The sequence below is a fragment of the Bacillus sp. C1 genome, from assembly GCF_054570475.1.
The window spans coordinates 50081-65196 of the sequence record NZ_JBTMZT010000017.1; the positions used below are offsets into that span (position 1 = coordinate 50081).

Sequence of the window (15116 nt, forward strand, 5' to 3'; positions counted from 1 at the left end):
CTTTTGATTTTATTCTTAATATATGAATAACTTGTCCAAGCACTATCAATCTTTTTTACATAGATTATATAGAAAATAAATCGATAGGAGGATTAGCATTGTATTGTTATAGACATTGTCATTGTAATAGAAACCATGGGAATCATCACTACAAAAAGTGTGAGAAATGTTCTAAAGAAATTAATGTGGAAGTCAATTGTTGCTGTGATAAAGAAAAAGATAGAGACCTTGTAAGAGCATCAGCATTTCGAGCAGTTAATACAGGATCTCAAACTGTTTTAGCAAATACTTTTGTTAAAGTTTTATTTCAAGTTGAACAATTTGATTTAGCGAATGAATATAATCCGATAACATCAACGTTTATTCCAAAAACGAAGGGAGTATATTCTATTATTGGAACAATTGGTTTTCTCCCGAATGATTTGAGCCAAAGCTATAGAGCTCGCGTAGAAATTCGTGTGAATGGAAATCCAGCAATTGCAATAGATAATGATTTTTTCGCTCCAATTAATTTTATAAATGCCGTATCGGTTTCTACAATTGTTCAACTACAAGCAGGAGATCAAGTAGAGATCTATGCGCAAAGTAATGTTGATGGAACCATTGTTTCATCTGAAGACGGATCACATTTTGAAGCAGCCAGATTCCCTTCTCCAATAAAGTAAACTCCATACACTTATGCGTGAGCTAGAATATTAAGTCCTTTTTAGTGAAGTTTTGATTCATTAAAAAGGACTTTTTCATATATAAAACCGTAAACGTCAAGTAACTCCAAAATATACAATAAAAGTATTATTTTGAATAGCATTTTTTAGCTTATTCATCTTAGCGGCATTGACACTACCAACCTCGACTATATCATCAAGATAATCGCTTACAGTGTTATCCATACCCTTACCAAAAACCTTCTCCCCAGTATCCTTCACATACTGATACGCATCTTTCAGCAGGTTCTTTCCTCCGCCAGAAACGGCGCCTACACCTTCCATTGCGAGAGAAGGCCCCCACCAAATTCCGGTACATACTCTCCCAATTTTTTCATCCCATAACGGAATGCCTTATCCGCTTCTATAAAATCGTTTTTATTTTGGTTTTTCCTTTATTCTACAGGTCTCCTAATTTATGAACGAGACTTTTCGTTTTAGAAGCGACAAAGGATACGCCTTCTTTTACTTTACTTGGTACTTTCTTCGCTCCATCAAGAAGGGTTTCTCCAGCCTTTTTCCCGACATATTTAATTCCTTTTCCAATTTCCCCAATCGGAGTAAGGTTCAAAATCGTCCAACCTGCCGCAATGAGTCTTTCTTTTATGGATAGCTCTTTGCCTGTGACGAAGTCTTTTACCTGTATGTACTCTGATACTGGTGTTTACATGTGAATTTTTTTTGCTAGTTAAAACTTCTAAACAATTTTTCATCGTTTTTCTAACTATCTTATATCTCCTTTTTTAATTATATCTATTTTTTCAGTTCAATAAAAAACTGGAAGACTATTTACATCTTCCAGTTCAGATCGTATAGACAAAAACCTCATCGAAGAACGTTATAAAGTGGATATGTTTCTTTACCAATGATCGAGAAACTCACAAAATTGCATAATAACGATTTATTCTATTTATAAAACCATATACTAAACTAATAATTTTATTAATCTTCAGTATCCTCATCATTCATAATATATTCGATATCTTCATCCGTAAATTCATTTCCGTTAAATACTGGATGTCCGTTTGGATCAAGCATTCCCATCACTTTTTTATCTTTATCAGACACAATCAATGTATAGTCCTCCATAAGAAAAGGGTTTGCTGGTAAATCTACTAATACTCTCCATGCCGTTCTTACATCATCATTATTTCTATTTTCTTTATCAATTTTGAATGTATAAGCCTCATCAAAGAAAAGTTGGTGAATGTCTTCATTAACCACTCCATCTAAGTTATTTTTCTTATGGTATTGTTTTGCAATTGCTATTGCTTCCTCAGGTCTTAATATCACATCTACAGTAATTTCATTTATTTTTCTATAATGCCTAGAGAAATCTGCTTTCTTCAGCTTAATATAATCTTGAAATTCTTCATTAGACAATTGTTTAAACTCTTCATCAGACATGTTTTTATACTTATTTAAAGACATATAAATTCCCCCTCTTATTTGTACTTTAATCTTAGTCTTTCGATGTACCCTATTGAGTGGTCGATAGAAGCTTTACCAAATAAATGTTTATTTTTCATTACTTGTTCAAATACATATTCTTCTCTTTCCAATCTGCTAAGATTCATATATTGCTCTTTTCCTATATCTAACCACTGCTCTGCATGGAATCCCTCATGATGTATGTTTATAACTGACGGATTTTTCCTTATATATATCTCCCCATTAACAAAATCAAATGCTGCTTCCACATTTTCTGGAAGAACGTTTCCTTTTTTATCCATATTAACCTTGATGCCCTGTTCTCCCCATTGTTTTTTATATGCTCTAATTTCTTTTCGAGAAGCTAAGGTTTCTCCAATCTCATTAATCTGAACATTTACTTTTCTAAAATCCAGATCAGCTCCACTGTTTTTCTTAACAACATCCTTCTCCCCAGTATCCTTCACATACTGATACGCATCTTGCAGCAGGTTCTTTCCTCCACTAGGAATCTTGCCTGCAATTTGTGTCTCAAAGGCAAGGTCTCTACCAGATTTCGGCACATACTCTCCCAATTTTTTCATCGCATAACGGAATGCCTTACCAGCTTCTATAAAATCGTTTTTAACTTTATTCCACAGGTCTCCTACTTTATCAGCGAGACTTTTCGTGTTAGAAGCAACGAAAGATACGCCTTCTTTTACTTTACTTGGTACTTTCTTCGCTACATCAATAAAGGCTTTTTCAATTGGTAAAAAGTTTAGAAACGTCTAGCCTGCCGTATTGAGCTTTTTTTGTAGATAGTTCTTTGCCTATGGCAGGTTCTTTACCTGTAAATGCTTTGATAGTATCGAGTACACAGATAAATTCCGCTGTATAAAGAAACTTTTGAACAAAGAATCGTAATTTTTCAACTTTCATGCTAAAAAAAGCACTTGTTGCCTATCATCAACAATGAACTGCACCCCAATTGTTAGACACAACTAACAATTGGAGGTGCAGTTTTTTTATGACGAAATACTCTTTAGAAACCAAGTTATCGGCTGTTACTGCTTATCTTAATGGCGTAGAATCCTTTAAAGATGTAGCTCAAAAGCATTGTGTAGATATGACGATGTAAAAAAAATGGGTAGCTAAGTTTAAAAGACATGGATTGGCAGGTCTTCAAAAGACATATACAAATTACTCTGTTGAGTTTAAAATGGACGTACTTAAATTTATAAACGAGATGGGAGCGTCCATCGCAGAAGCCACTACGGTATTTAATATTCCTACTTCTAGCACTGTGTGGAAGTGGAAACATTTATTTGAAACAAAAGGGATTGACGCTCTTCAACAAAAGGAGAAGGAGCGTCCCCCTATGAAAAAGAAGCTAGAGAACAATCAACAAGTAGAAGGATCAGAAGAAGCATTAAAAGCTGAAATTGAGAGATTACGTATGGAGAATGCGTATTTAAAAAAGTTACATGCCTTAATTCAAGAAAAGGAAAAGTCACAGAACAAGACAAAGCGCAAATAATTTATGAGTTGAGGCACGAATTTAAAGTCATTGACTTAGTAAAAGTCGCTGATATTCCGCGCAGTACCTATTATTACTGGGTGAAACGAATGGACCTCCCAGATAAATATCACGAAGTGAAAGAAATGATCCAACAGATTTTTCATAAGCACCAAGGTCGATATGGCTATCGGCGTATTACGTGGACATTACGCAATCAAGGTATGATATTAAATCACAAAACAGTTCGTCGCTTAATGAACGAAATGAATGTAAAATCTCTTGTCCGTATGAAGAAGTATCGCTCATATCGTGGGAAAGTTGGCAACATCGCACCAAACATTCTAAAACGTGATTTTGGAGCAACGAAACCAAATGAGAAGTGGGTTACAGATGTGACAGAATTCCACATACATGGTGAGAAGTTGTATTTATCTCCGATACTTGATTTATATAATGGTGAAATTATTGCGTATAACGTAGAGAAACGTCCTGTTTACCCATTAGTCTCAAAAATGTTGGATAAGGCTTTTCAACAATTAAAAGATGGTGAATTTCCTATCCTCCACTCGGATCAGGGATGGCACTATCAAATGAAGGAATACCAACATGTATTGAAAGAAAAAGGAATTACACAAAGTATGTCTCGTAAAGGGAATTGTTTAGATAATGCATTCATCGAAAATTTCTTTGGCTTATTAAAGTCTGAATTACTCTACTTACAAGAGTTCGAAAATACGGAATACTTTAAATTAGAATTAGAAAAATATATTCACTACTATAATCATGATCGAATCAAAACAAAACTAAAAGGAATGAGCCCTGTACAATACAGAACGCATTCCTCATTAGCTGCTTAAAATATGTGTCTAACTTTTTGGGTTCACTTCATCCCTCGAATATACATGGAGATTTATTATTATGGCACAAGCCGCGTACAATCCCTCGGAAATGCACTCGCTTCTCTTACATTCGATAATTCTAAAAATTTATATACAAGTCTTTCTAACCCAATCCCAAAACCACCATGAGGCGGACATCCATATCGGAATGTATTAATATAAGACTTGAAGTTTTCTGGCTGTAGCCCCTTTTCTTTAAAAGAAGCAAGTAACATATCATACTCATGGATCCGCTGCGCACCTGACGTAATTTCTAATCCTTTATACAATAAGTCAAAAGAATCCGTAACAGCTTGATTTTCTTTATTTGGCATCGTGTACATCGGTCTTGCGTCTTTCGGATAATGTGTAATGAAGACAAAATCACTACCGTATGTTTCCTTCACATATTTTCCAAGTAACTTTTCTCCTTCTGTATCTAAATCCCCTACTGGTGATTCTTTTCGATACTTTGTTTTCAAAATACGCTGCGCCTCTCTCAGTGTAACCTTCGGAATTTCCGTAATGATAGGAATCGTAACTTGCAATAGCTCTAATTCTTTGTCACATTTCCGGCCTACTTGTTCAAACATATAACGTAGAACATCCTTTTCTAATTCCATCACTTCATAAAAACCTTCAATAAAACCTACTTCTACATCGAGTGATATATATTCATTCAAATGACGAGAAGAGTTATGATGTTCCGCACGATAAACAGGAGCAATTTCAAAAACACGTTCCAGTCCGCCTGCGACCATCATCTGTTTATAAAATTGTGGAGATTGCGCTAAATATGCCTCTTTCTGAAAATACGGGAGTTTAAAAACATTTGCTCCTCCTTCTGCTCCTTGGGAAACAATTTTCGGTGTAAAGATACGTGCGAAATCGTTCTCTATTAGAAATTCACTAAATGCCTGTACGAGTGTAGATTGAATCGTAAAAATGGCTTGTATTCGTTCATGCCGAAGTGATATTACGCGTTCATTTAACATGTGATCTAAACCAACTTGCAGCTTTTTTTTGTTCACTTCAAACGGAAGAGGTTCAGAAGCATTTAACACCTTTATCTCCTTTACAAGCACTTCTACACCTAATTCTGTTTTCGTGGTCTCTACTAGTACTCCCGTAATTTGAACAACACTTTCCACATCTACTTTATAGCCAGCCAAGTCTTTTTCTAACACACATTGAATGACACCTGTACGGTCACGTAATAATAAAAAACTGACATTCCCCAAATGACGAATTTTTTTCACCCAACCTTGCAGTAAAACCACCTTTTCACTAGATGTTTTACATTCCCGAATGAGCGACCGCTTCATTGTTTGACTCATTATTCTTTCCTCCTATGTTTTCGTATTTTTTTACATTATTGTTGTCATCGTCATCATCCACGGTCACTCACCTCCTTTCAAAGAATACAAAAATCCGCCCCTATAAATAGGGACGGATTTTTCCGCGGTACCACCCAAATTGTCATACTGACCATCTTAGACCTGATAACGGTAGGTACCGTTTGCTTTTACTAATCCTCACGTTCAAAGCAACGCTCACAGGTGTCTTTCCATCATGTGGTATCGCAATCTTCCCAGCAATCGATTGCTCTCTGTAGACCCTTGCATCATGTACTTTTCCTGATCATCACTTTTTATATTTACAGAGTATTCTATTCCTTTACAAGAAAAAACGCAAGTGTTTTTTCTTTATTTTCTGACTTTAAAATCGAATCTATTTTTTGAAACCATCTTTTTATACTCCCCTTATGATCCATTTACTAAAATAACATCATTTTCATTTCATTACATAACACTTTACCTTTCCACACATATTATGAGTAAATTTCTTTTGGAGGTCTATACATGAGAAAAATTGTAGGTTTCTCACTATTACTATTATGCTTCATTATACCAAATCAAGCATCCGCTTATTCTCCGCAATCTTTACCTGTCTCACAACACTCAAAACAATGGAAAGTCAATATCGATGATGTAAAGAAAACAAACAAAGGCATGTTACAACCTAAAAAAGGTGTTTTTCACACGTATCACTTCTCAGTACAAAACATTGGAAAGAATGAAGTTTATAACGTTCAAGTAGAAGTATTCCGAAATGAACCAAACACAGAGACAAAATATGAACTATTTTCTTTAAAAGAAGCGCGATTAGCAAGCGGAAAAACAGGATTTGAGCATACAAATTTTCCTGTTTCCGTGAAAGCAAGCGAAGTAGATGTCATGATTACATGGCAAGAGCACCCATTCCGCGCAATGCGGAATGGTCAGAAAGTGGAAAGTAGAAAGTTTAAAGAACATTTTGTTTTTAAAGACATTGCAAAATAAGTATGTAGCAAAAAGGAGCTGTGATTTTCCATTCCATCACAGCTCTTTTCTTATTTGCGATATTAATTCGTACTAATTCCTCTTGCTGACCAAATCCGATCAATTTCCGCTGCATGTTGCCCCCCGTAAAGTAGTGCATCTGCTTGCTTAATTGCTTTTGCTCCATCACGGAATGTTGCATTTGGAGTAAGTGACCAATGAGACTGTAAAATAATTTTCGTTGCCACATCACGTCCAAAGACTTGAGCCATTTCATACTCTCCTTGCGCCCAAATTTCTCCGTCTGCATGAACTTCATTTTTGATATCTTTTGGATATACTTTATTATTATCTAATCGGCGTAAACATGTTGGATTCGAACTGGAATATGCCGCTGCATCCCACTCTCCAATGCACGCTTTTCCGTATCCCGTAGTTGAGGTAGCATCTTCATATGTTGCACCTAAGAAATCTCCAAACCCTTCTCCCATTGCCCCGCCTTCTGCAGAATTCCCGAAGCCTGGAACTTGATTATCTTGAATGGAATGCCCATATTCATGTGCAATAATTCCTGCATCCTCTGCATCATCTACTCCACCAGTTCCGAATGTTAAGGCTTTCGTTGAGGGAGAATAGAAAGAGTTATCAGCTGTCGTCCCATTCACATTTACTTTAATAGAGCGATTATTAATATTTTTAAAACCTATTTGCTGGATATAACGTTGTAAAGTGTCAATATGATAATACGACATCACATCTTCAAAACTATCGCTAGACCTAGTGTAATTAAATTGAAGAGTTGACGATTTTGTATTTGCCTTCGAAGAAATTGTTACGTACTCTCCAACTAAAGAGCCTGTCCCATTTAAACCTTTTAAAGTAACTGTTTTTAATTGATTATTTAATGCGGTGGAATCTGCATCATTATTATCCTTTAAACCAGTTAAACTACCATTTGATACGACAGGATTAGGTACAAACACTTTTCCTGTTCCCTCCGCTTTCCGGTTTATATCAATCTTTTTCATTAACTTTCCACTCTCAGCATCAATGAACGTTTCCCACGCACCAAATGGCTGATTGGAGTGGACTACAATCCGGTATACCGGAATAGCAACCCCCTCTTCAATGACATACCCAAATTCTTTCATTGTTGGAGCCCATAAATTTTGTTCACTTTCTCCTCCAACATATGCCTTTGATTTTTGTTCCGCTTCTTTTTCACTAATCTTTTGTTTTATTTCTTTCACATTTTGAACAGGTTGATAATCCGAGACTGCAAGTACCCCTTGTCCTCTTCCATTAAGAGTCACCGTTATTTGTTTTGAAAATACTGGAGAACCATTTACTACTTGTTGAAACCTAACATAGGAAGCTACTTGTGTATCCGTTGTTGAAATGTACTGTAAGTCTGATAGATCTTGCTTTAATGAATATTGCGCGGCATTCGCTTTTAAATATTCGGCTGCTTTTTCCTGAGGGGAATACTTGTCGATCTTTACTTGTTTCTCCTCTACTGCAAAAGCAGTAGATACTGTACCTAGCACTAACGGTATTGCTGTAGCAATTGCTACCATCCTTTTTTTGAACATTAGAATCACTCTCCACTCTCTTAATAAATTTTGAATGTACGAGTAATTCTATAAGACTAATTATATTACCTTTCACTTTTTTATATTAATAGATAAAGTACTATTTTCTCAATATTTGTGTATCAGAGTAATAAATACTTTCGAAAGATATAATTTACTATGAATATTAAGTAAGAGCTTATGATATTTAGTAACCCAAAAAAGACCATAGCCAAAACTCTAAGCTTTGACTATGGTCTCAATGATTTTTAAATATTGTATATCACCTAGACCATAATGAAAAAACAAATGAAATAACTGTTTCAGTAATTCATTCTGAGGTTTATCTAGATGCTTTTTTATATAAGCTGCGATTTCATTATCTTGCTTTAAGTATTCCAAATATAGTTTCACTCCCTGAAACATGACTGGCATTAATTGAGCTTTAGGAAGATGATGCTAAATTAATACTTGTCGATACATTTCTTTATAGCCGGCTGGAGATATTCCAATTTCCCCCACCTCATAAGTCATTTCATTAACATATGGAAAAATACTTTCCCTTTATATCCCACTTGTTCTAAATATGCTAACATCGTCAGCATATTCATCTGACAGAACACGTCATCGCCAAACCATAAAACAATGCATTTGTAATGTTTTTCAAGCAGTAGTTTCAAGGGAGTAATGGTAATATTCTCATATTCTTGTAAAGATCATAATCCTCGTCTCTTTCAAAACATAAAAACAAAACCCTGCATGATTCATACAGGATTTTATAATTTTACTTTTTATCACATACTATTTTGTTTTTGATTTAACTAGCCGGAATTAATTTGATTCGAACCTTTTTCTCCCCTAAAGAAACTTCATCATCCTCTTGTGTTAACGTGCGGAATGTAAATTGCTTTACTAGCAAATTTTCTTCTAATAAATCCTTATGCTTTATTAGAGTGCTTTGTAATTCAGCTTCTGTATCAAGAATTACATCCACTCGCAAGTTAACTGGTAAGTTCAACTGTTTCCGATACTCTTGGACAGCTCGAATAAATTCTCGCGCCACTCCTTCTTGTAACAATTCTTCTGTCACATTCGTATCTAACATAACTGTATATTTTCCATTTGTCGTATGAGAAAATCCTGCTTTTGGTACTTGTTCTACGGATACATCTTGAGCTGTTACCGTAACTTCTTCCCCTGATGCAAGCTGACACATCGCTTTTTCACTTACAACAAAGTTTTTTACTTCTTCTTGCGATAATTGTTTTAGCCACTGATTTACTCCGTTGACGTTTTTGCCAAATTTCGGTCCTGCCGCCTTAAAATCAAGCTTTAATTGGTACGACGTATACTTTGTTTCGTCTAATTCTACATGAAATGATTTTACGTTCAATTCGTCCATAACAATATCACGATAGGATTCCCAGTCCACTTTCTGCTCATGATGCTCAAGTAATACAAGTTCCGCTAATGGTTGTTTTACTTTTAATGCATGCTGATTTCGGTTACTACGCCCGAGCTCAACAACTTGTAAAACAGCATTCATTTCTTGTTCTAACTTTGTTTGAATAGCCGTTTCATCTGCTACTGGATAATCCGTTACATGAACACTACCTCCTTCTAAGTTAAGATGAATATCTTCCGCTACAAACGGAGTAAACGGAGCAAGTAACTTACTAACTGTAACGAGCACTTCATGAAGTGTTTCATAAGCCGCTGCCTTTTCAGGATTCATGCCCGATTCCCAAAAACGATTACGCGAACGTCTCACATACCAGTTACTCACCTCATCTACAAAAGTAGCAATTTCACGAGCTGCATTTGTAAATTGATACTCTTCTAATGCAGTTCTTACTTTTTTCGTTGTACTATGGAGGCGTGATAGCACCCACTCGTCTAATTTCGTCCGCTTGACTTCATACTTTTCTTTTGGATTGTATTCATCTAAGTTTGCATATAAAACATAGAAACTATATACGTTCACAACTGTATCTACAAGTTTTGATTTCGCCTCTTGCACGGTTCTTTCCGAGAAGCGCTTTGCATTCCACGGTGCACTATCAACAAGGAGAGCCCACCTTAATGCATCTGCACCAAATTTTTCAACTAACTCTACTGGATCTAATGCATTCCCTTTACTTTTAGACATTTTCTGTCCTTGTTCATCTAACACATGCCCAAGAGATAATACACGTTTGTATGGTACTTTTCCGGTATATAAAGCTGATACTGCTAATAAGCTATAAAACCAACCACGCGTTTGATCAATACCTTCAGCAATTACATCCGCTGGGAATTGTTCCTCAAAAAGCTCCTTATTTTCAAATGGATAATGATACTGTGCAAATGGCATCGAACCGCTATCGAACCAAACATCAATTACTTCTGGAGTACGAGTCATCGGGCTGCTACATTTTTCACAACATACCTTTACTTCATCTACATACGGTTTATGCAGTTCTAAATTTTCAGCTGTCTGGCTTACGCTGTGCCTTCTTAATTCATCAATACTCTTCGGTACAAATTGATGTTCACAGTTTTCGCATTCCCATACATTTAACGGCGTTCCCCAGTAGCGTTTTCGGCTAATATTCCAATCCACCATATTCTCTAAAAACTTTCCAAATCGTCCATGTTTCATATGGTCTGGATACCATGTAACCTCGTCATTATTCTTTAAGAAAGTCTCCTTGATCTCAGTTGTTCGAATAAACCAACTTTCTCCAGCATAATATAGAAGTGGTGAATCACAGCGCCAACAATGCGGATAACTATGTTCATATTTCTCTTTATAATATAACAATCCTTCTCCAGCTAAATAACGAACAATATCAACGTCACATTCTTTCACAAACTTTCCTTGTAAAAACGGAACAGCTTCCGTATACTTACCTTGTTCATCTACAACATGAAGGAACGATAACCCTTCATTCTGCACCACTTTATAATCATCTTCTCCGTACGCTGGTGCGATATGAACAAGCCCAGTCCCGCTATCTCCCGTAACAAAATCTGCTGAAATAACACGATATCCATTCGTAACTTCGTCCATAGGAAATGGTGCCACATAAGAAGTACCTACCAATTCATCCCCTTTATGAACAGACAACACTTGATAGTTTTCTTGTAATACATCGTTTGCACGCTCTTTTGCAACAATATAAACACTTCCATCTTTCTCTGCTTTCACATATTCCATATCCGGATGTACAGCAAGCGCTACATTGGCAGGCAACGTCCACGGCGTTGTTGTCCACCCGAGAAAATATTCATTTTCACTATTCAACATTTTAAATTTCACAGTTGCACTTAAGTCTTTTACTGTTTTATAGCCTTGTGCCACTTCATGCGAACTAAGTGATGTTTGACAACTTGGACAATACGGCGAAACTCGATGCCCTTTATATAGCAGCCCTTTTTCATGAATCGTTCCAAGAATATGCCATACACTCTCAATATAAGGGTTTTCCAAAGTTACATACGGGTCATCCATATCCACCCAATACCCAATACTCTCAGTAAATTCACGCCACTGCTTCTCATACGTAAATACACTTTCCTTACATTTTTGAATAAATGGTTCAATCCCATATTCTTCAACCTCATGTTTACCGGAGATACCGAGTTGTTTTTCAACACCTAATTCTACCGGTAATCCATGTGTATCCCAGCCAGCTTTTCGAAGTACTTTATATCCTGTCATCGTTTTATATCTCGCTACTAAATCTTTAATCGTCCGTCCGAGCGCATGTCCTACATGCGGCAAACCATTTGCCGTTGGTGGCCCTTCATAAAAAACGAAAGATTGTGCGCCTTCACGATTTCGAATGGATTGTTCAAAGATATTCTGCTTATTCCACTGTTTACGAATTCGTGTTTCTCTTTCTACAGCTAATTCTTTTACATTTACCTTCTCCACTTACAATCACTCCTTTGAAATTTTGTAAAAGCACACAAAAAAACCGTCCCTATAGTAGGGACGGTTTTACCCGCGTTACCACCCTAATTCTATTAGCTTCTTACCTAATAGCACTTAGCAACGTACTAACATACGCGTTCTTTGTAACGGTAGACATCCGTCCGAGCTTACTCTATTCAGCCACGGCTCCTCGGAGATGATTTTCAAATAAAGTCTGTACACCGACTTTCAGCATGTCGCCGGCTCTCTGGGGAACAGTACGATATTTTACTCTTTCTCGTCTTCAGATTTGTATACTTTTATTACCAGTTATTTTATTCCATGAAACAGTTAATTGTCAATCAATTCAAAAATATATTTTCATTTTTGTTCTATTTTTCGAATTTTATACATTATGAAACGTTTACTGTTACTTTATTGTTTCCCATATTTCCATTTTCATAAAATATCGCGAAACGCTGTGCCGCCACACTATTTTTAACATTTAATTTTAAGGGAATTTCAAACAAATCGATTACAGTTGTAATAAGCGGAATTTCTTTCGCATGGTTTTTTATTCGATAAAAAGCTTTTGTAAATGCTTCTAGGTCCCATTTGTTACAAAGTACTTTTGCATGTATTTTGTTTCATTTAGTGAAATATATTTTAATTTTATTTAATAAAGCTTTTATCAACACTTATGAATCAGACTTTTACGAGATGTTCATGCCCCCTAACTCTCTTCTCCCTTACTGAATTTTAAGATAAAACCCACTCCCCTTGAATGGCAGAATAAAACAAACTATATCCTTTTATTGACAAAACAAATATTCCCACATATATTTTAAATAAATACTAAATATTTAGTATTCTATATTTTCTATTTGAACGGAGGAACATATATATGACACGATTAATGGTACTAGGTTTGCTCATACAATACGGTCCTATGTCTGGATATGAATTACAACAAGCTATGCAATCTGCACAAACTGACACTTGGGCAGGAGTCTTTCCCGCTTCCATTTACCACGCTTTAAAAAAAATGGACAAAGAAGGATTAGTAGCACTGGATGCTGTTGAAAAAACAGGAAATCGTTCCAAAGCAATTTACAGTATTACACCCGCTGGAAAAGATGAGTTCCATACACTCATCTTGCAGTCATTTCAACAATCTTCAGTCGCATTCCCAACTGAGTTATATACGGCACTTACTTTTTTTAATCCAAATACTGTTTCTCTTGAACATATTTCCTCCGCCTTACAAAATCAAAAAAATAAAATTCTAGAAATGTATGAAAATATGAAAACTGGACAATCTCTTAAAGAAAAAATGATAGACATTCCAGAGCATGTAAGCCTTATTTTTGAAAATATTTATGAACAGTGTGAAATGCAACTACGTTTCATTGAAAAGATGGAAAGCATGTTATCCCGATTAGAAGATAAAAAGAAAACGGAGGAAAAGTAATGGAAGCTAAATTAAAAATGTCTCGTGTACAAAAAGCTTCTTTATGGGTTGTAGCAATAGCTGTTTTTACGGATATGCTCATTTATGGAATGATTGTTCCAATCTTGCCTCAGTACGCAGAAACTCTAGGCGCTTCCCAAACAGAAATTGGTTTTTTATTCGGTAGTTACGCTATTACTCTACTTCTTACTACCCCTATTTTAGGAATCGTCTCTGATAAGTTTGGAAGGCGTCTCCCTATGATTCTAGGTTTATTTGGACTCGCAGCAGCAACTATATTATTCGGACTCGCAAATAGTTTTTGGTTGCTCGTGTTTGCAAGAATGCTACAAGGGATATCTGCAGCAGCGACGTGGACAGCTGGATTAGCACTTCTTGCAGATGTGTTCCCTCTGCAAGAACGCGGAAAAGCCATGGGTCTAGCTTTAGCTGGTCAAGCAGTTGGAATGCTCCTTGGTCCAACAATTGGCGGGGTACTTTATCAATGGGGTGGTTATCACCTTCCCTTTACTGTCGCAGCAGCTATCGCACTCATTGATGGTATATTACGAATAACATTACTTCGTGATGAGCCAAAATCCAACACAGACCAACGAATTAGCTATCGATCTATCTTGAATATGCGTTCCCTATTTATTATGATTGGTATTATTATTATAGGATCGGCCTTACCTAGCGCTTTAGAACCAACTCTTCCCCTTTACTTACAAAACACCTTACACCTTAGCCCAGGAACTATTGGACTATTGTTCGCTGTTCCAACTCTCGCATATGGTTTTACCGCTCCAATTATCGGCACACTTTCAACTAAACTTGGCAGAAAACAAACGATGGCAATAGGTATAGCTTTAGCTACTTTATGTTTCCCATTTACAGCGATTGTTTCTCATATCGCTCTTGAAATACTTGTACTTGCTATCCTTGGAATTAGTTTTAGCCTTTTACTAGCACCTGTTTTACCAGAACTTACATATCTCGCTGATAAAAATGGAGTGCATGCATATGGAATTCTTTTTGCAATCTATAATACGGCCTACTCAATTGGTATGTTTTTCGGACCGATGCTTAGCGGAAGTTTTGCGGAGTTATTTGGATTAACAAATGCTTTCTACATATTTAGTGTTCTTCTTTTAAGTTATCTGTGCTTATTTTTGTGGAAAATGAAAAAATAAAATTAGGTTATAGTCATAAAAAGTTACAACACTAAAAGGCCCAGAAACAAACTAAAATGTACCCTTTGTAAAGGACATTAAAAAAAGCCTAGGCAGCTTGAAGAAGATGATCTCTGTATTGCACAGGGGTCATCTTTTTTAAATTCCATTGGTATCTGTAGTAATTGTA

At 36.0% G+C, this 15116-nt stretch carries 13 protein-coding genes, 3 pseudogenes and 2 other annotated features; of the genes and pseudogenes, 5 read left to right on the forward strand and 11 right to left on the reverse strand.

Going from position 1 to position 15116, the window contains the following annotated elements; genetic code table 11:
* Positions 1-98 precede the first annotated feature (98 nt).
* The gene (locus ACX5JI_RS24735) at positions 99-665 is read left to right on the forward strand and encodes a C1q-like domain-containing protein (RefSeq protein ID WP_459503635.1); all 567 of its coding nucleotides are present in this window, start codon (positions 99-101) and stop codon (positions 663-665) included.
* Between the two features lie 96 nt (positions 666-761).
* On the opposite strand, the gene ACX5JI_RS24740 is transcribed toward ACX5JI_RS24735, so the two are convergent.
* The 6 genes and pseudogenes from ACX5JI_RS24740 to ACX5JI_RS24765 form a co-directional block, all read right to left on the reverse strand.
* Positions 762-989, reverse strand: a complete 228-nt coding sequence (locus ACX5JI_RS24740) for a hypothetical protein (protein ID WP_459503637.1) — start codon at positions 987-989, stop codon at positions 762-764.
* A 115-nt stretch (positions 990-1104) separates the two neighbouring features.
* Positions 1105-1275 carry a hypothetical protein gene (locus ACX5JI_RS24745; RefSeq protein WP_459503638.1) on the reverse strand — a complete coding sequence of 57 codons (171 nt, stop codon included), beginning with the start codon at positions 1273-1275 and terminating at the stop codon, positions 1105-1107.
* Positions 1276-1350: pseudogene (locus ACX5JI_RS24750) on the reverse strand (hypothetical protein); the annotation flags it as partial.
* 296 nt (positions 1351-1646) lie between these two features.
* Positions 1647-2135: a hypothetical protein gene (locus ACX5JI_RS24755; protein WP_459503640.1), complete on the reverse strand. Its 489-nt coding sequence runs from the start codon at positions 2133-2135 to the stop codon at positions 1647-1649.
* 14 nt (positions 2136-2149) lie between these two features.
* On the reverse strand, positions 2150-2698 hold the full coding sequence (locus ACX5JI_RS24760) for a zincin-like metallopeptidase toxin domain-containing protein (RefSeq protein WP_459503641.1): 549 nt from the start codon (positions 2696-2698) through the stop codon (positions 2150-2152).
* A 181-nt stretch (positions 2699-2879) separates the two neighbouring features.
* Entirely contained in the window at positions 2880-3056 is a 177-nt protein-coding gene (locus tag ACX5JI_RS24765) for a hypothetical protein (RefSeq protein ID WP_459503642.1), read from the reverse strand.
* 88 nt (positions 3057-3144) lie between these two features.
* Between ACX5JI_RS24765 and ACX5JI_RS24770 the strand changes: the two are divergent.
* Positions 3145-4493: pseudogene (locus ACX5JI_RS24770) on the forward strand (IS3 family transposase).
* 59 nt (positions 4494-4552) lie between these two features.
* Here ACX5JI_RS24770 and aspS read toward each other — a convergent pair.
* Positions 4553-5851 carry an aspartate--tRNA(Asn) ligase gene (gene aspS / locus ACX5JI_RS24775; RefSeq protein ID WP_459503643.1) on the reverse strand — a complete coding sequence of 433 codons (1299 nt, stop codon included), beginning with the start codon at positions 5849-5851 and terminating at the stop codon, positions 4553-4555.
* Between the two features lie 105 nt (positions 5852-5956).
* Positions 5957-6168, reverse strand: a binding site (T-box leader).
* 208 nt (positions 6169-6376) lie between these two features.
* On the opposite strand from aspS, the gene ACX5JI_RS24780 reads away from it, so the two are divergent.
* Entirely contained in the window at positions 6377-6856 is a 480-nt protein-coding gene (locus tag ACX5JI_RS24780; RefSeq protein ID WP_459503644.1) for a YozF family protein, read from the forward strand.
* A 62-nt stretch (positions 6857-6918) separates the two neighbouring features.
* Here the strand turns inward: ACX5JI_RS24780 and ACX5JI_RS24785 are convergent, their stop codons facing one another.
* The 3 genes and pseudogenes from ACX5JI_RS24785 to ACX5JI_RS24795 form a co-directional block, all read right to left on the reverse strand.
* Positions 6919-8427 (reverse strand): M36 family metallopeptidase, encoded by a 1509-nt coding sequence (locus ACX5JI_RS24785; RefSeq protein ID WP_459503645.1) that lies wholly within the window; start codon positions 8425-8427, stop codon positions 6919-6921.
* Positions 8428-9223: 796 nt separating this feature from the next.
* Entirely contained in the window at positions 9224-12325 is a 3102-nt protein-coding gene (ileS, locus tag ACX5JI_RS24790; protein ID WP_459503646.1) for an isoleucine--tRNA ligase, read from the reverse strand.
* Positions 12326-12378: 53 nt separating this feature from the next.
* Positions 12379-12618, reverse strand: a binding site (T-box leader).
* 111 nt (positions 12619-12729) lie between these two features.
* A pseudogene (locus ACX5JI_RS24795) lies at positions 12730-12903 on the reverse strand (tetratricopeptide repeat protein); the annotation flags it as partial.
* 305 nt (positions 12904-13208) lie between these two features.
* Between ACX5JI_RS24795 and ACX5JI_RS24800 the strand changes: the two are divergent.
* The gene (locus ACX5JI_RS24800) at positions 13209-13775 is read left to right on the forward strand and encodes a PadR family transcriptional regulator (RefSeq protein ID WP_459503647.1); all 567 of its coding nucleotides are present in this window, start codon (positions 13209-13211) and stop codon (positions 13773-13775) included.
* Positions 13775-14947 carry an MFS transporter gene (locus tag ACX5JI_RS24805; protein WP_459503648.1) on the forward strand — a complete coding sequence of 391 codons (1173 nt, stop codon included), beginning with the start codon at positions 13775-13777 and terminating at the stop codon, positions 14945-14947. Before ACX5JI_RS24800 ends, ACX5JI_RS24805 begins: the two co-directional genes overlap by 1 nt.
* Positions 14948-15035: 88 nt before the next feature.
* Here the strand turns inward: ACX5JI_RS24805 and ACX5JI_RS24810 are convergent.
* Positions 15036-15116, reverse strand: an 81-nt coding sequence (locus ACX5JI_RS24810) for an IS3 family transposase (RefSeq protein WP_459503650.1), incomplete at its 5' end; no start/stop codon positions are given.